This is a genomic window from Marinomonas phaeophyticola, from assembly GCF_026966905.1.
In the GTDB taxonomy this organism is placed as follows: domain Bacteria; phylum Pseudomonadota; class Gammaproteobacteria; order Pseudomonadales; family Marinomonadaceae; genus Marinomonas; species Marinomonas phaeophyticola.
Genome location: NZ_JAPUBN010000006.1, coordinates 178,100 through 198,801, shown reverse-complemented (window position 1 = coordinate 198,801; position 20,702 = coordinate 178,100). Strand labels below are relative to the sequence as shown.

Here is a 20,702-nt window from a genome sequence, read left to right as displayed (position 1 = left end):
TCTAGAAAATCGTTCAGCGAGGCGATTTTAAATTAATACCAATAGGTAACGCCTCACCAACAAAGTCATTTATATCAGCTTCGGTTTCATTTAAGGTGGATTGCAAACGTTCTGCCCAATGAGATGGACACTTATCTTTAAGTAACTTTTTCAAGACAAGTGCTTTTTTTCTATAAGGGCCTTTGAGCTTTCATCTGTAGATTGAGCCATTAACACGGCCGCTAATCCCGCTTGCTTTCTTTTCTTCCAATCTTCTTTCAAACAAGCACTTAGATAAGTTAACACTATATCTTCAGACAAACAGAAGGTTTCACCTGCATATAACATGTTTCTATTTGCAAGACGACCAATTACCCACCACGCGGTATCTGGCTCAGAAGATTTACTCAGACGCTTTAACAACAAATCTGCTAGCGATTTTTTTTCTGTAACAGGTAAATACTCAAGCCCTCCAACCAAACGCACTAAGTCATCACCTGCGCGAGTTAATAACTGCTTTTGTTTCTCTCGTGAGCGCTGAGCCGTGGGGGAAAAATACATTGTAAAGCAATCTAATAAGTTTTTTTGCTTTTCAACTGTCAAGCCACCCGCAATCCGCCTCCAAGCCGTCCAATATTGACTCCAAACAGAATTCTCATCGTGGTGAGGTTGACTTGCCAAAATATTAGACAGTTTATTCACTCTGGATTCATCGCCTTCAAACCCATAACCAGGTCGTAAACAAAACCCGGTTAACATAAGCCACTGACGCTCATGGGAAGCACTTTTATTTCTACCTGATTTTAAGGCAAGTAGTTTATCTGATAGTGCTCTAGCTGTGGCTAAATTCCAACTGTCTCTCGGCCCTAAAATACTTTCTAATGTATTTCTTAACTTTTTAATTTCATCTTGCTTCTGTTTTGTTGCTTTTGAAAAACACCCCACCAACGCCTCTTCTGCTTCCCCTAAAGACGCATGAACTTGGCTAGTATTTACCTCTGTCTCTTTATCCTCTTGAAAATGATTAAACTTCAAAGTCCATTGCTGTGATTGGTCGAGTGTTTCCAAAATGATACTTAGTGTTCCAACCTCGGTAAGTTGCGAGCTCAATCTAACATCAATTTGAGCAAGCTCAGTCAATTCATTTTCCAAGGTAACGCTGAGATTTGAAATAAAATACAGCGAGAGAGTCGAATCTAGCTGATGATTTTTTTCAACTACAAGGCGGTCATCGGCTCGGTATAAAGAAAACTGTACTGCAGACCCAAGAGTGACAGAAAAAACATCTTTTAAAACAACATTTTCACCGCGAGGGCTCCCTTTTGGTAAGATACAAACCGATGAACCATCCGCCATCTCTAAAAATAAAGAATGAGGCGAACCACTCTCAATTTTCACCGCCTCATTCACCAATCCATAAGCATAATAAGCAGCGCCTTCAGCAACAGAGGTATCCGGTTGATTACCATCACAGACATAAAGGTCATGACCACACCAGTCATACAACTGCTCAATAATACGTTCTTTAATTTTAGAACTATTAAATAACCCACCATTAAATAAAACGGCATCAGGTAAAGTTTGACCACTATGAGTTGTTATTTCTTCAACATGTTTAGTTAAAAAATCAGCCAAATGAGCATGTATCGAAGGATCTTGCTCATAAGGTAGGTTTAATGACTGCACGCCATATTGCTTTTGTTTCAATGGGGCCTTTAAATCAATAATAGGAAAAAAGCCATTCTCAATTTGTTCAATTAAGGGATTTTTTTCTACTAGGAACTTTTGAGCACCACCGATTAAGCGGCTACCAGAGCCCAAAACGGTAATGTTCATTGAGTCTGCTGCCTGCTCACTAAGCAAGGTTTCTTTCGCCAAACGAGTCTGCTGCACTAGGGCGGCTAATCGTGTACTAGAAAGACTGGCGATTTGTTTGGTATCAAGCTGAAAGGCTAAGGCCTGATCAATATTATCACCACCTAATAATAAATGTTCACCCACTGCAATTCGCTTTAAATGCAGCTTACTCTCCGTATCCTTCTTGTTATCTATCTTACTGATTGCAACCAAACTAAAATCAGTTGTACCGCCACCAATATCTACCACCAGTAGCATTTTTCGATCGGCTAGCGCGGCGGTATTACTTTCATTGGCAATCCAGTTATAACAGGCCGCCTGAGGCTCTTCTAATAAATATAAATTTGTTAGCGCGTTTTTCTCAGCTGCCTCAAGGGTTAATGACCTCGCCTCTTCATCAAATGACGCAGGTAACGTAAGTGCGACTTTTTGTTCTGATAGAGGATAGTTTGGAAATGCATAATCCCAGGCCCCTTTTATATGATTAAGAATGATAACAGTCGCATTAAAAGGCGATAATTTACGTTCGAAATCACTTCCCCAGGGAAGAATGTTTGCTTTACGATCAACTCGATTAAAGCTCAGCCAGCTTTTTGCACTTTGTACCAATTGTCCGGAACGTTTCTGGCCAAGCTGTAACGCGCCATGACCCACTAAATTTGTTGGGAACAATGTCTTCCAAGGTAGTGTGACATTTATCTTGCTCACCTCATCCTTGGCAAGCGTATAAATTGAACTCGGTAATTGTTTAAACGTCTGCACTGACCCGTCTTGCATACATTGAGGAATATCCAAAATATACGTTTGATCCGATTGAGCTTCATTATCTATATAAGAAACAACACAATTGGTTGTTCCTAAATCAATTCCAACAAAATACCGAGCACTCATTAAGACTCCCTAACTTGATATTCTAATGTCCAGGTTAGATCTGATTGCGTGTCACAGGCTTCAATTACTAAAATACCCAATTCTGTTACCTTCGCAGTTAATACAACGCGTACTAATTCACCCAGTTTATAATGTCCCTCAAAGAGTCGAACACTGATTGGGGACAATTCTAGAAGGCTGCTAATTGAAAATGAACTCACCATTGAACCTACTGCTTGAGGTTCAGATTGATTGGATTGAAAGAATCGGAATTGTACGTCTTCTCCAACAACAAGTGAGAATTCATTAGGTAACACAACCTCAGAGGCACCTTCTTCTAAACCAAATGGGGCTATACAAATGCCATCAATAGGTACAGACATACCAGGAATGGCAGGCATAGGACTTTCAACACCTATATAATAGTTTGCTGATAAACCACTTTTTACTTTGATGCCACCTTGCGCATTAATCTGTGCATAGTAACTAGCCCCTTTCGCGACGGCAAAGTCAAGATGCGACGGTGTCAACATGCTAACTTCTTGATGGTTAAGCAAGACGCTCAATTGAGCACACAATGTATTAACAATAATTTCAGAGTTAAAAACACCACCATTCAATAGAACTTTATTAGGAGCAGAATGATTTGTTGTTAAAAACTCACTAATATGTCGAGTAATCGCTGGATCAGCTTCATATTCCAAATTCAAGGCTCGAATACCGCTTCTAGCTAATTTTTGAGCGCGCTCACCAATTCCTACTTGAGGGAAAAAACCATTTAGTATTACTTGATTCACTTCATCTCTCGAAAGACTGCTCTTAATTGTATTTGCTAATAAGCTTCGACCTCGACTCGGCACAACAATTGAAGTCTCATGAATTTCACCATCTTTGAGAAGCGTTTCTTTCGCGGCACGACATGCCTGAGTTAATGCTGAAATTTGCCATGCCTCAAGTTGTACACCATCCTGGGCCAGTTTCCCTGCAACATGGTAAGTAAGCGACATATCCATATTGTCGCCCCCTAATAAAATATGACGGCCGACAGCAATACGTTCAAGTTGCAAATGGCCGTCCGCATCCGTTACTTGAATAAGAGAAAGGTCTGTGGTCCCACCCCCTACATCAATCACTAATACTTGATCGTTTACTTCTAAAGTACTCGTCCATTTTTCTTGTTCCGACAACCATGCATAAAATGCCGCTAAAGGCTCTTCTATTAGACGAGCATTAAGGCCAATTTTTTGAGAGGCTTGTTCGGTCATCGATCGAGCAGCTGGATCGAATGAGGCAGGTACGGTAATAACAACATTTTGCTGTTGAATGGGATGATTTGGAAAAGAGTTATTCCAAGCGTCAGCCAAATAGCGTAATAGCATTTCTGTTACTTGAGCAGGAGAAAGCTTTGGAACTTCATCTAAAGCATCAATAGGCAATACTTTCTCTTCAGCATTGACAGTTGTGTGGCACAACCAACTTTTCGCACTTTGAACCAAACGCCCTGAAGATTTAGAGCCCAGTTCTCTTGCTAATTGCCCTACTATCAAAGGACTGTTTCCCCATGGTAACAGTAAGTCACTTTGTAAAAATTCACTTTCATGAGGTGTATAGACAAACGAAGGCAAAAGAGTTTGCTCTGATACTTGCCCGGGGGCAATCAATTGTGGAATTGAGAAAGATTCAATTTTACCCTGAGTTAGCTCATCTGAAGCATAAAAAATTGCAGAATGAGTTGTTCCTAAATCAATACCTATGAAAATCGGTTCCATTAATTATACCTCGACTTCTGCAGGGGCTAATATCGACAAAGACTCAGTATTGGTAACTTGAGGCAATCTTGCACTACTGACTTTCCAACCTGCGTGTATCAAGGTGCCTCTAAATGGGCCTTGCCCTTCTACACGTCCTTCTAGTTTATACTCCTTAGGGTTATACCCACTATCGATTGTCAATGACTCACCTTCAGGAACATGACTAATAGTCGTTATCTCAAAAAACTGCTTCAACGTTTTTGAACAACCTAAATGTATTTGCCTAGACGCCGCGCCTACTTCCTCATCAGTATAAGAGTCAATGGGTTCTTGCAAAAAATCAATCAGGCGTGCCTCTTGTTGGAACAGTTGGAGTAATTGCATCGCGCCATCAGAATTAACACTGGCTAACACTGGGGAGGGAACTTCGATCTCACGAATTATGTCTACTTCTTCATATACAACAGTAGGCTCTACTTCTGTCGAAAAAAGCTGACCTTCTCCAACCAGTTTGCAACGAGCCGCATAATCGCCATCACCTAGGTACTTAAAGAATTGTAAAAAAGCACCAAAAAAGCGAGAGAAAAACCCCATTGGTGTAATTGTATTTTTCATATTGTTATCCATTCTGCATCTCTTCTAATTCTAACCACCGATCCATTGAAACTTCTAGCGCGGTTTCTAGATCAGACATTTCAGTCAGTGTTTTTTGTACTAATGCTTGCTCTTGAGTATAAAAATCGCCGTCAGAAATTATTTCTTGAACACGCTCAATTTCAGATTCTATCTTAGCAATAGTATCTGGCATGGAGTCAAACTCTCGCTGCATTTTATAGCTTAGTTTATTCTTAACTACGGCCTTAGCTGGTGGCGTAGTTTCTTTTGGTACTTCTTTTTTCGTGACTTGCTTCTCAGACTTTGGGGTCATCCTTTCAACAGCAAAACGACCGCCCTGCCGTAACCAATCATTATACCCGCCCACATATTCTCGAACCGCGCCAGCACCTTCAAAGGCAATAACGCTGGTAACAACATTATCAAGAAAAGCACGATCATGACTTACTAGTAATAAAGTGCCATCGTAATTCATGAGTAACTCTTCTAATAACTCTAATGTTTCAACATCGAGATCATTTGTAGGTTCATCCATCACCAATAAGTTGGCTGGTTTCGTAAATAATTTAGCCAGTAAGACTCGATTACGTTCACCTCCTGATAACGCTTTAATGGGAGTTCTTGCTCTCTCAGGTGGGAATAAAAACTCACCTAAATAACCAATAATATGTTTATTTTGGCCATTAATTTCAATAACATCTTTCCCTTCACCCACATTTTCTGCAACTGTTTTTTCAGGGTCTAGTTGCTCTCTCAATTGGTCAAAATAGGCAATATTCAGTTTCGTACCTTGCTTCACTGTACCTGAATCAGGGGTTAGTTGGCCGAGTAAAATCTTCAAAAAAGTACTTTTACCACATCCATTCGGACCGACTAAACCAATACGATCACCTCGTGACACAACTAAATCCATTGGCTGTAGAATGACTTTGTCTTCAAATCGATGAGCGACTTGATTAAATTCTGCAACCAACTTGCCAGATTTGTCTTTAGTTTCGATGGACATTTTCGCCTTCCCTTGAACGGAAATACGCTCAGAACGTTCAACACGTAAAGCTTTAAGCGCTCTTACACGCCCTTCATTACGAGTTCGGCGGGCTTTGATTCCTTGACGAATCCATACTTCTTCTTCCGCAAGACGCTTGTCAAATAAAGCATTCGCTTTCTCTTCTTCTTCTAATAGCTTTTCTTTAAACTCAAGAAAAGCATGGATATTACCTGTAAAAGAAATCAAATTGCCGCGATCTAATTCAATGATACGATTCGCAAGTTGTTCTAGAAAACGCCTATCATGGGTAATGAAAAGAATTAGCCCTCGATATTGCTGTAATTGTTTTTCCATCCACTCGATAGTGGGTACATCGAGGTGGTTAGTGGGCTCATCAAGTAGCAGCACATCAGGTTCTGAAAGTAATGCTTGAGCAAGAATCACTCGACGACGCCAACCACCGGACAATTCAGACATTTTTTTATCTGCCGGCAAGTCTAGTCTTTGCATCATTTTTAAAACACGTTGTTCTAAATCCCAACCTTGAATTTGATCAAGTGTATGTTGTATATCACTCAATTCATTACTATGGTCATTCTCAAAATCTTCCAATAGTGCATAATATCGAGTAAGCAACTCATGAGCTTCTGGTGAACCTTCGCTTACAACTTCCTTTACCAATTTATCATTCGCATTTGGTAACTCTTGTGGAAGTTGTGCGACTTTCATCCCACCTTCTATTCGAATCACACCCTCATCGGGAATGACTTCGCCTGAAATGGTTTTTAATAACGTAGATTTGCCGGCGCCATTACGACCGATAATAGCAATTCGTTCCCCCGCCTCAGCCGAAAAACTAATTTTTGAAAGTAATGGATTGTGACCAAATGCCACAGAGACTTGTTCAAGTGATAGCAAGCTCATAATTGACCTAAGTAAATGGATAATATTAAAGGCGCATAATATATCATCTATAAGTAAGAAGGTTTAGCCAATAACTCTACTGTATAAATAAAAATGCCGACTAAATGCCGACTTTTAAGCCCCGCTTTCACTTTTTATCCCTCATAACGACCTTTCATCGATTCTCTATACCGTTTTTAATTCTAAAACAGTAAACTGATGTGCATAGTTTTTACATACTTTGGTATTCAATGAGGAAAAGTAATGGAATTGAAAAGTAAAATCGGTCCAATAACAGCGATAGTCATAACGGGCTCCATTGTTTTTTGGATGGTTTCTGGAGGTAATGGCATTACTGTTGCTAACGCTGGCACCCCAGAAACCAATTCGACCGAAAAGGAAGTAAGTACTTTAGCGAGCGAATCTAAGCTAATCAAGAAAGTACAAGCGAAAACGATTATTGCTAAAAGCATTGCAACCACCCTAAGTTTAAGTGGTACAACACACGTGAGTGATTCTTTAACGTTATTATCAGGAAACGCAGGACGCATTGATAAAATCTTTTTCGAAAAAGGCGACTTTGTTACAAAAGGAAGCGTTATTCTACAAACTGATACTCGTTCTCTACAATCCGATATTGAGCAAGCGAAAGCGTTATTAGCACAAAAAACACTTGAACTAGAAGGAACTCAACGCCTTATCAAGCAAAAACTCACATCAGCCGTTGCCTTAGCATCAATAAAAACGGAAGTTGCACAAGCAAGGGCCACCTTAAAGCGACTACAAATCGATCTTGAAAATGCCAGTCTCATAGCCCCTTTTTCAGGTATTCTCAATACCTTAGTGGTTACAGAGACGCAGCTATTACAAGCTGGGGCCTTAGTTGGTGAGCTTGTTGCTGTAGATCCACTTGTTATAAGCACGAATATTCCTCAAAAAGAAGCACACAAGATAACTCTTGGTGGGAGCGCCAATATCATTATAAATGGTGACGCAGTAACAGGAAGTATTAATTATATAAACTCAGTCGCAGACTCAGGAACTCGCTCTATCAATGTAGAAATAGAAATTCCTAACGAAAACAATGAACTGCCCGCAGGAATAACGACAGAAGTTAATTTATCACTTCCTGAAACAATGGCTCATGGTTTTTCTCCAGCTTTATTGACTTTGGATGAAAATGGACATACAGCAATAAAGATATTGGATATTGATAATAGAGTTGTGGTTACACCGGTTACCATTATCAAATCTACACGTGAAAAAGTGTGGGTAACAGGTTTATCAAAAAACATAAACATTATTACTGTTGGACAAGGTTTTACCGAAGCGGGTGATACCGTTGAAGCAACCTTCACTAATTAAAGAGGTTTAATTCTGTGCAAAGTTTAATTGAAGCGGCTTTATCCCGCTCACGGACTGTCTTGATGTTTTTTGCATTAATATTAGTTGCCGGTGTTGTCTCTTACATAGAAATAGCAAAAGAAAACAATCCAGATATTTCCATCCCTGTGGCTTATGTCTCCGTTACACTTGAAGGCATATCTCCTGAAGATGCAGACAGCTTATTAGTACACCCCTTAGAGAAAGAACTTAAAGGGCTGGAAGGCTTAAAACAAATCAGCTCTACTGCTTCAGAAGGTCATGCTTCTGTTGTATTGGAGTTTGAATCGGGTACAGACATAGATCAAGCCATCATTGATGCTCAAGATAAAGTCGATAGAGCGAAAAGCGACCTACCTGATGATGCAGATGAGCCGACAGTAACTGAAGTTAACTTATCCACCTTCCCTGTTTTACGTGTCAATTTATCTGGTAATGTTGATTTTGCTGTATTAAGTGATATCGCAGAACGATTACAAGATTCTATTGAAGCCGTTACCGGTGTACTAGAAGCCTCCATAAACGGAGACAGAGAGCAGCAGGCAGAAATTATCATCAGCCCTGCTCAATTAGAAACTTATAACTTATCACTCCCAGAAGTGATAAGTCTTGTCTCGCAAAATAACAGACTCGTTGCTGCCGGAACCATGGATACGGGCTCTGGACGATTTCCATTAAAAGTTCCCGGACTGCTAAAAACAGAAGAGGATATTTTAAATCTGCCCATTAAAGTAGTTGGTAATGAAGTCGTATTAATGAAAGACATCGCTACTGGACAACTGACATTCAAAGAGCCAACAAGCTATGCTCGTGTAGCCGGTGTAAATAGCATCACTATGGGGGTTTCTAAACGTGTTGGGGCGAACATTATTGAAACCATTTCAGCGGTTAAAGAAGTCATTAAAAAAGAAAGTGCATCCTGGCCTGATGGCATTCAATATAGTTTATCTCAAGATGAATCAATTCAAATCGAAACATCACTAAATGATCTATTTAACAATGTTGTCACCTCAACATTGTTAGTAATGATTGTTATTGTTGCCACTTTAGGGATTCGCAGTGCATTTCTAGTTGGTTTGGCTATACCAGGGGCCTTTCTCGCCGGAATTCTAATTCTTGATGCACAAGGCTTTACCATTAACATGGTCGTACTCTTTTCGCTTATATTAAGCGTTGGCATGTTAGTTGATGGTGCCATTGTTGTAACTGAATACGCGGATAGGAAGTTAGCTGAAGGTGCATCTAGAAGGCAAGCTTATGGAGAAGCCGCTAAGAGAATGGCTTGGCCTATTACGGCATCTACTGCAACAACATTAGCCGTGTTTATGCCTCTCCTTTTCTGGCCTGATATTGTTGGGGAGTTTATGCGATATATGCCAATTACTATCATTGCGACACTCGCTTCCTCCCTTGTAATGGCTTTAATTGTGCTACCTACTATCGGTTCAATAATTGGTAAAAAAGGCGCTTATACACCTGCAAAAATGAAAACCCTTCAGTTAACTGAAACAGGTGATTTAAAAAAACTGAAAGGCTTCACTGGACTCTATGCAAGAGTATTAACCGCTTTGGTTGAATACCCATGGTTTGTTCTTGCTTTTGCCATTGCATTGCTTTTAAGTACTTTCGCTATATACGGCTCCTTTGGCAAAGGAGTTGAGTTCTTTCCTGATATAGAGCCTGAAGTGGCCATGTTAGATGTTCGAGCCCGTGGAGATTTATCTCTTGATGAGAAAGATGCATTAGTTAGGCGTGTTGAAGCGCTCGTTTTAACTAAAAGCGAACTCAAAGCCGTCATTACCACAACCTACAGTACGCCTGGAAATAATGGGACTCCTGATAGTATTGGCAATATCACTATGGAGTTTACTGATTGGTTTCTTCGCCGTACCGCAAAAGAAATTTTGGCAGAAATTCGCGAACAATCTCAATCCATCCCTGGCATTATTGTTGAAGCAGAAGTGCAACAAGGCGGCCCTCAATCGGGTGCAGACATACAGTTAGAATTAAGCTCTGATTACAGTGAAGTCTTGAATGCCACAGCGGACATTATCAATAAACAACTTCTCGAGCATGATGAAATCGTTTCTGTAAATGATGACAGATCCCTTCCAGGGATAGAGTGGCAAATTAATATTGATCGGATTCAAGCAAGTCGCTACGACGTAGACGTTGCAACACTTGGTAATATTATTAAGTTAGTAACGAATGGAATAGTGTTAAGTGATTTTCTTCCGGAAGGAGCTGACGATCAAATTGATATTGTTCTTAGGTACCCTATTAACAACCGCTCAATGGATCAACTTGATACATTGACCATTCCAACAAAACATGGTGCCGTTCCGATAAGTAATTTTATTACTCGTATTGCCGCACCTAAACAGGGTGTGGTAAATCGAGTCGACGGCAAAAAAACCATCAGCATAAATGCTGATGTAAAAGATGGTCTGGTGATTGATGAAGTTATTAAAGTCATTACGCAAGAAATTGAAGAGCAAGGCTTACCGAACGAAGTGAGTTATCAATTTAGAGGAAATACCGAAGACCAGCAAAATTCAATGATCTTTCTAATGAAGGCCTTTGGTGTTGCTTTCTTTATTATGGCCATCATTTTGGTTACGCAATTCAATAACTTCTTCCAATGTTTATTAATACTCAGTGCCGTAATTTTCTCTACTATGGGGGTTTTTATGGGACTTTTAATAAAGGGAGAGCCCTTTGGTATCGTTATGAGCGGCGTTGGTGTAATTGCTCTTGCGGGTGTCGTTGTGAACAATAATATCGTATTAATTGACACTTTTAATACATTAAGAAAAATGGGAATGTCTGTTCGAGAGTCTGCTATACGTACTGGTGCTCAACGCTTACGCCCTGTCATCTTAACTACGGTCACCACCATTTTAGGTCTTGTGCCTATGGTATTCCAATTAAACATTGATTTAGTTAATCAAGCTATTAGTGTTGGCGCGCCATCAGCTCAGTGGTGGACCCAACTATCAACAGCAATTGCCGGCGGATTAGCCTTTGCCACTCCTCTTACCCTGATATTAACGCCGTGTCTTCTAGTTTTAGGATACAGACGAGCAGAAAGGAAGATGGAACTAGCAAATGCTACCATTAAAGCAAATGATTCAAGTGACTCTTTCCAAGAAAAAGAAATTAAAATTTAACTCAAATTACTATTCAGTAAATTAGACAATGCATAATAGGCCTTAGAATCGCTACTTTAATGTAGGTTTTCTAAGGCCCTTAACCGTAAAACACCTTTCAACTTATATTTTTCACATTAAATTATCAAAAAAACTATTTAAGATGTTATATTTGTTAGTATTAATCTGATTACATTAAGTTCGTATTTATTTAAGTGAGTTAACTAATGGATTTTGCATCATTTGTTGGGATCATTACTGGCCTTTTTCTAATTGTCTCTGCTATTTTCCTTGGCAGCAGCGACATGTCTATTTTTGTTAATATTCCTGGAATGATGATTGTAATAGGTGGAACGATTGCAGCAACACTAGTCACCTTTCAATTTAAAGATACGGTTTCAGCTCTAAGAGCCTCAGTCATTATTTTTACACAAGACAAGCAAAACCCTCAAGCTATGATCGCCACTATGCTTCAGTTAACGAAGGTGGCACGTCGTGAAGGACTTATTGCATTAAGCCGGGTAGAAGCGGACTCACCATTTTTAAAGAGGGCCTTAGCAATGGCATCGGACGCTTCTGACGAAACCTATATTAGGAACACCCTCCAAGCCGATATAGATTCTTTAAAAATGCGACATTATGTTGTTCAGGATGTATTTAAAAAAATGGGGACCTATGCACCTGCTTTTGGCATGTTAGGCACCTTAATTGGATTAATACAAATGCTCTCTCAATTAGATGACCCCGAAACAATTGGACCTTCCATGGCGGTAGCACTTCTTACTACCTTTTATGGATCATTACTGGCGACTGTTTTTTTCAGCCGATTGCAGGTAAGTTAAAGGCAAGGACCATCCTTGAAATTCAAACTTTAGAAATAATAAGAGATGGCACCGTCAGTTTACTAGGTAGTAATAACTATCTCGCCGTTTATGAAAGACTATCTTCTTATGTACCTGCACACCAACGTAAACCGGCTGGTATTGGAGAATAACGATGAGTGATCCATTATTTGAGGAAGACGAAGTCCCCACCTGGATATTCACTTTCGCCGATCTAATGTCACTTTTATTAGTATTTTTCATTTTGATGTACAGCCTTTCTAAAATGACGGAAACCACTTTAGAATCGGCACTATCTTCTATTCAAATTGCGCTCTCTAGTAATGGCGCCAATATCAATCAATCACCACGCTTTTATTCAGGAGGCGGTAGTAAACTCATTGCACCTGAAACACCGCAATTAGCCGACACTCAAGATCTTACTTTTTCAGAAGAACCCATCGATACGGAAGAGCGAGAACAAGTTAATGAAATTGCCAATGACATTGCTAATAAAATGGTGTCATCCAATCTATCAAACGCCGTATCCGTTTTTGAAGATGGCGAAAAAATCACGATTCGTGTGGATGGTCAAACACTTTTTGAATCGGGTGAAGCCCAGCTTTCCTATGAAGCCGAGTTTATTTTTAACAAACTCATTGATATCTTTAATCGATATCCCGAGTATTCAATCAGCATTCAAGGCCATACAGACAACATACCGATTAATACAGTCAGATACCCAAGTAATTGGGAGCTTTCAGCAATTAGAGCAACGACAGCTCTACGTTATTTTTTGGAAGCGGGGTTTCGTCCAGAGCGAATGACAGCAACAGGATATGCTGACAGCATCCCTCTTGTACGTAATGACAGTCCAGAAAATAGAGCAATTAATAGACGAGCGGAGTTTGTGCTTCAAAAAGACCCTGATCTACAAAAACTGTATGGTAAATAAAAATAGCCCTCCCTACTATGCTATTCAAAATAGAAGAATGGCCTTTAGAATAGCCTTAGAACACAATGAATTTTCATTAGCGATCGAAAACAACACTTTTCTCTGCTTGAATATCAGTATTCAAGGCTGCCTTATTACTTCGAACGCGAATCTTTCCACTGATATATTGGCCGGTAAGCTACTTTATAACAATGAAGACGTAGGCGTAATTAGATGCAAAATCATTTGGTCAGATAATAAACATATCGCCTTACATTTCCTTAACATCAAAAGAAGAACACAAGAAATAATCGAAGACTATATTATAGACACTCAGAAAAGATCTCTTAGAAAAAGTAGTGAGTTAAAAATTATAGAGGATGAAAAAAGATTGCTTGGAATTTGCCGTTAGCTAAATCCATTCAAAGCCAGTACCAATTAATTAGAATGACTCTTTGATCAGCACGTAAATCCTTTTACATGCCTGCACACACTCTAATCAAATATTATTTAGTGCTTGTTCAAGATCTTCAATAATGTCATGCACATCCTCTAAACCTACCGATATCCGGATTAACCCTTCCGTGATACCCGCTGCTTGTTTTTGCTCATCGGACAATCTACCGTGAGTTGTGCTAGCAGGATGAGTCACAAGTGTTTTTGTATCTCCTAAATTACCTGTAATTGACAATAAACGAGTTCCATTGATTACAGACCATGCTGCAGAACGCCCTCCTAAAACCTCAAAAGATAATAGGCCACCAAAGCCTCTTTGTTGACGTTTAGCAAGCTCATGATATTTATGACTAGGTAAACCTCCATAGTTTACCTTCAATACTTTAGGGTGTTTTTCTAGCCACTCAGCTAAGGCTTGAGCGTTTTCTGAATGAGATCTCATTCTTAATGGTAGAGTTTCTAAAGCATTTAAAAGTACCCAGGCATTAAATGGGCTCATGCAAGGCCCTGCACTTCTCATGAAACCAGTAAACTCATTAACAAGCTCTTGACTTGCAATAAGAGCACCACCTAAACAGCGCCCTTGCCCATCAATAAACTTTGTGGCCGACTGCATAACAATATCAGCACCTTGAGTGATAGGATTCTGTAAAACAGGGGTTGCTAGTACAGTATCCACGCATAACAATGCGTTTTTCTTATGGGCAATCTTAGCAACTCGCTCCACATCGACTACTTCATATAGTGGGTTAGATGGCGTTTCAAAATAACATAATCGAGTATTGTCAGTTATTTCTCTTTCCCATGCCGTGTAATCAGTCGCATCCACATACACCACATCCACACCAAACTTTTTTGTATAAGCGTCAAAAAACTTAATGGTTGATCCAAATATATTGCGAGAGCACACTACACGATCGCCACTGCTTAACAAGCTATAAGCCATTGTCATGAGTGCTGACATTCCAGAGCTTGTTGCAATGGCCGCTTCAGCTTTTTCTAACATCGCCAATTTTTTTCAAAAAGTTCAACTGTAGGATTAGTGAAACGAGAATAGACATTTCCATCCAGATCTCCGCCAAATTTGCCAGCCGCTTCCTCTGCACTTGCATAAGCAAAGCTCGAGGTCATAAAAACAGCCTCACTATTTTCTTGTTCCGCTGTTTGACGAACACCAGTATGAATTATGTTTGTTAACTCTCTATAGTCTGACATTAATACCTTCCTAAACCGAACAAAAATAAAAACGCCCAATTAAATTGGGCGCTCTCGTCATACAACCCTATGGACAAAATTAGAATGGTTGCATCATATCACTTGATTGCTGAGGCTCAGAGCCTGATTTTTGAACATCATTACGAGCTTTTTCTAAGTTTTCTAAATATTCGGCATCAATATTGCCTGTTATGTATTTGCCATCAAACACAGACGTATCAAACTCTCTTACATTCGAATGTTTTTCATCAATACAAGCATTAATTAAATCGTCAAGATTTTGAAAAATTAGTTTATCCGCACCTATCAAGCGACATATCTCTTCCGCTGTTCTTCCATGAGCTATTAACTCCGCTGCCGCAGGCATATCAATACCATATACGTTTGGATAACGAACTTCAGGGGCAGCAGAAGCTATATAGACTTTCTTGGCTCCAGCCTCTCGAGCCATTTCAATAATTTCTTTACTTGTAGTTCCACGAACGATGGAGTCATCGACCAACAACACAACCTTATCTTTAAACTCAAACGGTACTGGATTTAACTTTTGGCGAACAGATTTTCTGCGGACAGTTTGTCCTGGCATAATAAAAGTTCTTCCTATATAACGGTTTTTAACCAAACCTTCTCTAAAAGGAATATTCAAACGTTGTGCAATTTGAAGTGCCGCAGTACGACTTGTATCAGGAATAGGAATAACCACATCAATATCATGATTCAGCCATTCTTCTTCTATTTTTTCAGCTAATTTTTCGCCCATATTAATACGGGCTTTATAAACTGAAATATTATCGATGACGGTATCTGGACGAGCGAAGTACACATATTCAAATAAACAAGGACGAGCCACTTTTGCCGGAGTACATTGTTTAAAATGAATATTCCTATTCACATCAACAAAAATTGCTTCACCTGGGTTAATGTCTCTTTCCACCTTAAAGCCGGCCGCATCCAAAGCCACACTTTCAGATGCAACCATGTATTCAGTGCCATCAGCCGTTTCTCTTGACCCATAAATCAAAGGTCGTATACCGTCCGGATCACGAAAAGCTAAAATGCCGTAACCAGTAATCAAAGAAACCACAGCATAACCACCTTGAATACGAGCATACACACGTTCAAGGGAATTAAAAATATCACTTGGTTTAGGAACAAGCTTACCTTCGGCATGCAATTCATGCGCCAACACATTCAACAACACTTCCGAATCTGAAGTGGTATTGATATGCCTAAGATCAGCTTCAAAAACCTCTTGGGCAAGCTTTTTGGTATTCGTCAAATTCCCATTATGGGCTAATGATATTCCGTATGGAGAGTTAACATAGAAAGGTTGAGCTTCCGCCGAACTCGATGTTCCAGCCGTTGGGTAGCGAGCATGACCTATACCGATTGTTCCACATAATTTTTTCATGTGTCGAGTACGAAAGACTTCACTTACTGCGCCATTGTCTTTACGTAAAAATAGCTTTCCATTATGACTCGTAACCATACCTGCTGCATCTTGGCCACGGTGTTGAAGTAAGGTAAGTGCATCAAAGATGACTTGATTGACCATTGTAGTGCCAACTACGCCGACGATACCACACATTCTGTTATTCCTCGTGTTTTAGGGGAAAGACGATTTTAAAATCGATATTCATTGTTTTAACTTTCTAAAGCGCGATCGATGAGAGTCGGATCAATTAGACCCTCACTCTTGCCTAACATCTCACGCGCCCAGTCTTTTAATAAAACCAATCTAGGCGTTAGCTTAGACTCTTGCCAGAATTCATTTTCAGTAAAAGAAGTACTTAAACTAAGCAATGAGATTACAGCGACAACAATAAGAGACCCTCTGGCGAAACCAAAAATCATGCCCAATATTCGATCTGTACTAGAAAGCCCTGTTACCTGCACTAGCGAACCTAATAAATAACTAATTAGCGCGCCGACACATAAACTAGAGATAAATAAAATAAGAAAAGAAGCAATATATCTAACTTGATCATTCTGTAACTGATCAACCATTAAAGATTGAAGCTGCGAGGAAAACTTTACCGCAATGGCAAACGCCATAGCCCAAGTGATTAATGAAAATACTTCTTTGATAAACCCTCTTTTTAAACTAATTAAAGAGGACAGTAAAATCACAATAAAAATCACCCAGTCGAGTGTCGCTATTGAGCCTAATTGTTCCATGGAAACCCCATTCTAATTGGCGTGGAAGTTTATCAGATGCACTATAAATCCCAAATACATCATTCTAGTTTTCTGAATACTTCACAATTAAACCATTTAAGCGAAATTCTTTTTTAATTTGATCTCGAAATAACTCAGCCTTCTCTCTTTTGATTTCAGGGCCAACATACACCTTATAAAGAGAATTCGTAGTTATGCTATAAGCCGAGTAGTTTGCTTTAATCAGTTTTTTTACCAAATTATCGGCATTGGTTTTACTTTTAAAAGTAGCGATTTGCACAGACCATCTGGATTCTTTCTGTAAAGCAGGCTTTGCAACAGAAGCAATTGATTTAGCAGGCGAAATAGTGACAGGCGCTTTTACAACATCTACTTTTTCTACAGTCATATGCTTAGATACACGATCTTGATCAGCGTCTTTTTTAATTGACTCCACCTTGATTTCAGGCTGAGAATCTAAGTCTCCATTCGCACCAAGACTGGTGATGGGTTGTAAAGGAGAAATTTTAACATTGGCTATCGTTGGCGCGGGCTCTATCTGAATATTAACATCTAATTCTGGCGGCCTTTCGCCATCTAGGATAATAGGTAAAACAGCAGCAGATATAACCACTAAAATAACCACACCGATTAATCTAAAACGAATCGTTTTATCAAGCATTTCAACGCCTCTAAGAATTTTTTTCTAAATAATCAGCAACAGTATGGAAAGACCCAAAAACAACGATAGGCAAGTTACATTCTATTGCTCTTACCTCAGCAGCAGAAAACGCGTCACTGACGGAAGTAAAACATAAAGAGGGTGAAACATGTTTCGCGAGAGTAGATGCTTTTGCTCCTCTAAGAACATTAAGATCAGCAAAGTACCAAGCAGAAAATGAGTCAGATAATATATCAATAACACTTGAGAAATCTTTATCTTCTAGCATACCGCACACAGCAATAGGACGAACACCCAGTTTTGCGACCTGCTTCGCAAGTTCCGTAGCCGCTTCTGGGTTATGGGCTACATCAATAATAACATTAGGATTTGATTTAATCGTTTGGAAGCGCCCTAATAAAGAAACTTTCTCAAACATAGCGTTAAGTTTATCCTCAGTTGGCGCAACATCAGAAAAAACCAATGCGGCAACGACTGTGGCCGCATTTTCAATCGGGAGTTTTGGAAAACTAAGCCGCCTAAACTCAACACTGCCTCCCTTCCAAGACCAGTGATCAGCCTCTACTGAGAAAGAAAAATGAACGTTTTTTTGCTTTAAAATCGCACCTATCTGCAAAGCATTTGACTCGATAGTGGCAGGAGGATTAACAACACCACTTATAAGAAGACAGTCTTTACGGGCGATTCCGGATTTTTCTATAGCGATTTGATCAAGTGAATTCCCTAGCCAGTCAGTATGATCGAGAGAAATAGAGGTTACAATCGCAATATCGGCATCCAACATATTGACTGAATCAAGGCGCCCTCCTAAGCCAATTTCCAATACCCAATAATCTAATTCTTGCAGGCTAAATATATAGAAAGCGGCAAGAGTATTAAATTCAAAATAAGTCAGCTCAATACTACCACGTAGTTTTTCTATAACAGAAAAGGCCTCACAGATGATTTCATCTAATACAGGAATGCCATTGATAGCGATTCTTTCATTGAATTTCAAAAAATGAGGAGAAGTAAAAGTACCGACATTAAGACCATCATTTATGAAGTATTCGGTTAACATAGCGCAGGTAGACCCTTTACCATTTGTCCCGGCAACAGTGATGACTTTATTCGCTGGTCGCTTTATTTGCAGTTTTTGTAAAACCAAAGAACAACGATCTAGCCCAAGTTCAATATTGTTAGGGTGTTGGCCTTCAATATATGAAAGCCATTCCTCAAGAGATCTACCCGACATTTTGTTATGCGGCCTTATTAGTTAACATAGATAAAATATTATAAAGCCTTTCACGCATTTCATGTCGTGAAATGATCATATCAAGCGCGCCTTTATCTAACAAAAACTCACTACGCTGAAACCCTTCAGGCAATTTTTCACGTACAGTTTGCTCAATGACACGAGGACCTGCAAAACCGATCAACGCATTTGGTTCAGCGACATTAAGGTCTCCTAACATTGCCAGAGATGCCGATACACCACCAAAGACAGGGTCTGTCATCGCAGATATATATGGAATACCCTGCTGTTTCATTTTTTCTAAGCCTGCACTGGTTTTTGCCATTTGCATCAAAGAAATCAATGCTTCTTGCATTCTGGCGCCACCACTTGCAGCAAAGCATACAAGCGGAATATTTTTCTCAAGACAAACATTAACAGCTTGAATAAAACGTTCACCAACAATGGAACCCATTGAACCACCCATGAAATTAAATTCAAAGGAAACAACAACTACTGGCATTCCCATCAAAGTTCCTTCCATAGCGACTAAAGCATCTTTCTCTCCGGTTGCTTTTTGAGCACTTACTAAACGGTCTTTGTAGCGTTTTGAGTCTTTAAATTTTAACTTATCCTCTGGCTCTAATTCAGATGCAATTTCAACACGTCCTTCTTTATCAAGAAATATATCCAATCTCTTGCGGGCATTGATACGCATATGATGCTCACATTTAGGACAGACATCTAAGTTTTTATCTAACTCAGGGCGATATAGAACAGATTCACATTTAGGGCATTTTTTCCATAAACCTTCCGGAACAGACCCTCCAACCCGCTTTGACTCACTCTTCATGATTGAAGGGACAAACTTATCTAACCAACTACTCATTCTTTACTCCAGAACTTTATTATTCGTGCTACCTATGCGTCCATTGCTTGACGCATAGGTAATAAAATCTTACCTAATTCTTCACCTATTTTAAGGCTTGAAGATTGCTGATTTTCGGCGATACAGTTAACTAATACACTACCCACAATGACTCCATCAGAGCATTGACTGACTTTTTGCGCTGTTTCAGAATCTCTTATTCCAAAACCAACCCCTATAGGTAGATCAGTAATTTCTTTTAAACTATCAACATGCCTTTTAACGCTTGCAACATCTAGTGATGCCGTCCCCGTAACCCCCTTAATAGAAACGTAATACACATAACCTGAAGCCAATTTGCATATTTTCTTCGCACGCTCGGGGGTGGTCGTAGGCGACAATAGATAAATTAAATCAAGACCATTAGCTTTAAACAATTGTACTACATCTGTGGCTTCTTCAGGTGTCAAATCGACAAGTAAAACACCATCAACTCCAGCGTTTTTTGCTGCAATTGTAAATTCTTCATACCCAAAAAATTCAATTGGATTCAAATAGCCCATTAACACAACAGGGGTATCGTTATTTGTTTGGCGAAATTCGCTAACAATATCGAGCACTTTTTTAATGCTAGTGCCTGCCGCTAAACTTCTTTCACAAGCCAGTTGAATGACAGGGCCGTCCGCCATAGGATCAGAAAAAGGCATTCCTAGTTCAATAACATCTGAACCATTAGCAACCAAAGAGTGCATAATGTCTACGGTATGATTTGGAGTTGGATCACCAGCCGTAATAAAAGGAATTAGCGCTTTCTTTTTTTGTTCTTTTAAATTAGTAAAGCATTGATTAATTCGACTCATC

Annotated in this window: 16 protein-coding genes and 1 pseudogene; 5 read left to right on the top strand and 12 right to left on the bottom strand. The window is 39.5% G+C overall.

Going from position 1 to position 20,702, the window contains the following annotated elements; all coding sequences use genetic code 11:
* Window positions 1-13: 13 nt before the first annotated feature.
* Genes O1D97_RS01625 through O1D97_RS01605 form a run of 5 tightly spaced genes read right to left on the bottom strand, consistent with a single transcriptional unit; the run spans window position 14 to window position 6,984 of the window.
* Window positions 14-154, bottom strand: coding sequence for a hypothetical protein (locus tag O1D97_RS01625; RefSeq protein WP_269122213.1), 141 nt, complete (start codon window positions 152-154; stop codon window positions 14-16).
* A complete protein-coding gene (locus tag O1D97_RS01620) occupies window positions 151-2,727 on the bottom strand; it encodes a hsp70 family protein (protein WP_269122211.1) in 2,577 nt (858 codons plus the stop codon). The genes O1D97_RS01625 and O1D97_RS01620 overlap by 4 nt, the downstream gene beginning before the upstream one ends.
* On the bottom strand, window positions 2,727-4,475 hold the full coding sequence (locus O1D97_RS01615) for an Hsp70 family protein (protein WP_269122209.1): 1,749 nt from the start codon (window positions 4,473-4,475) through the stop codon (window positions 2,727-2,729). Before O1D97_RS01615 ends, O1D97_RS01620 begins: the two co-directional genes overlap by 1 nt.
* Before the next feature lie 3 nt (window positions 4,476-4,478).
* The gene (locus O1D97_RS01610) at window positions 4,479-5,072 is read right to left on the bottom strand and encodes a DUF2760 domain-containing protein (RefSeq protein ID WP_269122207.1); all 594 of its coding nucleotides are present in this window, start codon (window positions 5,070-5,072) and stop codon (window positions 4,479-4,481) included.
* A gap of 4 nt (window positions 5,073-5,076) precedes the next feature.
* Window positions 5,077-6,984 (bottom strand): ATP-binding cassette domain-containing protein, encoded by a 1,908-nt coding sequence (locus O1D97_RS01605; protein WP_269122205.1) that lies wholly within the window; start codon window positions 6,982-6,984, stop codon window positions 5,077-5,079.
* A gap of 243 nt (window positions 6,985-7,227) precedes the next feature.
* Here O1D97_RS01605 and O1D97_RS01600 point away from each other — a divergent pair, with 243 nt between their 5' ends.
* From O1D97_RS01600 to O1D97_RS19735, 5 genes are all read left to right on the top strand, one after another.
* Window positions 7,228-8,328 carry an efflux RND transporter periplasmic adaptor subunit gene (locus O1D97_RS01600; RefSeq protein ID WP_269122203.1) on the top strand — a complete coding sequence of 367 codons (1,101 nt, stop codon included), beginning with the start codon at window positions 7,228-7,230 and terminating at the stop codon, window positions 8,326-8,328.
* 14 nt (window positions 8,329-8,342) lie between these two features.
* Window positions 8,343-11,516 carry an efflux RND transporter permease subunit gene (locus O1D97_RS01595; RefSeq protein ID WP_269122202.1) on the top strand — a complete coding sequence of 1,058 codons (3,174 nt, stop codon included), beginning with the start codon at window positions 8,343-8,345 and terminating at the stop codon, window positions 11,514-11,516.
* A gap of 206 nt (window positions 11,517-11,722) precedes the next feature.
* Window positions 11,723-12,337, top strand: coding sequence for a motility protein A (locus O1D97_RS01590; RefSeq protein WP_269122200.1), 615 nt, complete (start codon window positions 11,723-11,725; stop codon window positions 12,335-12,337).
* Window positions 12,338-12,491: 154 nt separating this feature from the next.
* Window positions 12,492-13,271 carry an OmpA/MotB family protein gene (locus O1D97_RS01585; protein WP_269122198.1) on the top strand — a complete coding sequence of 260 codons (780 nt, stop codon included), beginning with the start codon at window positions 12,492-12,494 and terminating at the stop codon, window positions 13,269-13,271.
* Window positions 13,156-13,662: a PilZ domain-containing protein gene (locus O1D97_RS19735; protein ID WP_428981077.1), complete on the top strand. Its 507-nt coding sequence runs from the start codon at window positions 13,156-13,158 to the stop codon at window positions 13,660-13,662. Before O1D97_RS01585 ends, O1D97_RS19735 begins: the two co-directional genes overlap by 116 nt.
* A gap of 87 nt (window positions 13,663-13,749) precedes the next feature.
* Here the strand turns inward: O1D97_RS19735 and O1D97_RS01580 are convergent.
* From O1D97_RS01580 to trpA, 7 genes and pseudogenes are all read right to left on the bottom strand, one after another.
* Window positions 13,750-14,921, bottom strand: a pseudogene (locus tag O1D97_RS01580) (O-succinylhomoserine sulfhydrylase).
* A gap of 79 nt (window positions 14,922-15,000) precedes the next feature.
* Window positions 15,001-16,509 (bottom strand): amidophosphoribosyltransferase, encoded by a 1,509-nt coding sequence (purF, locus tag O1D97_RS01575; RefSeq protein WP_269122196.1) that lies wholly within the window; start codon window positions 16,507-16,509, stop codon window positions 15,001-15,003.
* Window positions 16,510-16,565: 56 nt separating this feature from the next.
* Window positions 16,566-17,099: a CvpA family protein gene (locus O1D97_RS01570; protein WP_269122194.1), complete on the bottom strand. Its 534-nt coding sequence runs from the start codon at window positions 17,097-17,099 to the stop codon at window positions 16,566-16,568.
* 64 nt (window positions 17,100-17,163) lie between these two features.
* Window positions 17,164-17,760, bottom strand: a complete 597-nt coding sequence (locus O1D97_RS01565) for an SPOR domain-containing protein (protein ID WP_269122192.1) — start codon at window positions 17,758-17,760, stop codon at window positions 17,164-17,166.
* Window positions 17,761-17,770: 10 nt separating this feature from the next.
* Window positions 17,771-18,994 (bottom strand): bifunctional tetrahydrofolate synthase/dihydrofolate synthase, encoded by a 1,224-nt coding sequence (folC, locus tag O1D97_RS01560; RefSeq protein WP_269122190.1) that lies wholly within the window; start codon window positions 18,992-18,994, stop codon window positions 17,771-17,773.
* A gap of 4 nt (window positions 18,995-18,998) precedes the next feature.
* Window positions 18,999-19,862 carry an acetyl-CoA carboxylase, carboxyltransferase subunit beta gene (gene accD / locus O1D97_RS01555; RefSeq protein ID WP_269122189.1) on the bottom strand — a complete coding sequence of 288 codons (864 nt, stop codon included), beginning with the start codon at window positions 19,860-19,862 and terminating at the stop codon, window positions 18,999-19,001.
* Window positions 19,863-19,894: 32 nt separating this feature from the next.
* Window positions 19,895-20,701 carry a tryptophan synthase subunit alpha gene (gene trpA / locus O1D97_RS01550; RefSeq protein WP_269122188.1) on the bottom strand — a complete coding sequence of 269 codons (807 nt, stop codon included), beginning with the start codon at window positions 20,699-20,701 and terminating at the stop codon, window positions 19,895-19,897.
* Between the last annotated feature and the right edge of the window lies 1 nt (window position 20,702).

Excerpts from the sequence above, each read along its gene's own strand:
- O1D97_RS01620 (WP_269122211.1), bottom strand. The coding sequence starts at position 2,727 with ATGAGTGCTCGGTATTTTGTTGGAATTGATTTAGGAACAACCAATTGT.
- O1D97_RS01615 (WP_269122209.1), bottom strand. The coding sequence starts at position 4,475 with ATGGAACCGATTTTCATAGGTATTGATTTAGGAACAACTCATTCTGCA.
- O1D97_RS01610 (WP_269122207.1), bottom strand. The coding sequence starts at position 5,072 with ATGAAAAATACAATTACACCAATGGGGTTTTTCTCTCGCTTTTTTGGT.
- O1D97_RS01605 (WP_269122205.1), bottom strand. The coding sequence starts at position 6,984 with ATGAGCTTGCTATCACTTGAACAAGTCTCTGTGGCATTTGGTCACAAT.
- O1D97_RS01600 (WP_269122203.1), top strand. The coding sequence starts at position 7,228 with ATGGAATTGAAAAGTAAAATCGGTCCAATAACAGCGATAGTCATAACG.
- O1D97_RS01590 (WP_269122200.1), top strand. The coding sequence starts at position 11,723 with ATGGATTTTGCATCATTTGTTGGGATCATTACTGGCCTTTTTCTAATT.
- O1D97_RS01585 (WP_269122198.1), top strand. The coding sequence starts at position 12,492 with ATGAGTGATCCATTATTTGAGGAAGACGAAGTCCCCACCTGGATATTC.
- O1D97_RS19735 (WP_428981077.1), top strand. The coding sequence starts at position 13,156 with ATGCTGACAGCATCCCTCTTGTACGTAATGACAGTCCAGAAAATAGAG.
- purF (WP_269122196.1), bottom strand. The coding sequence starts at position 16,509 with ATGTGTGGTATCGTCGGCGTAGTTGGCACTACAATGGTCAATCAAGTC.
- O1D97_RS01570 (WP_269122194.1), bottom strand. The coding sequence starts at position 17,099 with ATGGAACAATTAGGCTCAATAGCGACACTCGACTGGGTGATTTTTATT.
- O1D97_RS01565 (WP_269122192.1), bottom strand. The coding sequence starts at position 17,760 with ATGCTTGATAAAACGATTCGTTTTAGATTAATCGGTGTGGTTATTTTA.
- folC (WP_269122190.1), bottom strand. The coding sequence starts at position 18,994 with ATGTCGGGTAGATCTCTTGAGGAATGGCTTTCATATATTGAAGGCCAA.
- accD (WP_269122189.1), bottom strand. The coding sequence starts at position 19,862 with ATGAGTAGTTGGTTAGATAAGTTTGTCCCTTCAATCATGAAGAGTGAG.
- trpA (WP_269122188.1), bottom strand. The coding sequence starts at position 20,701 with ATGAGTCGAATTAATCAATGCTTTACTAATTTAAAAGAACAAAAAAAG.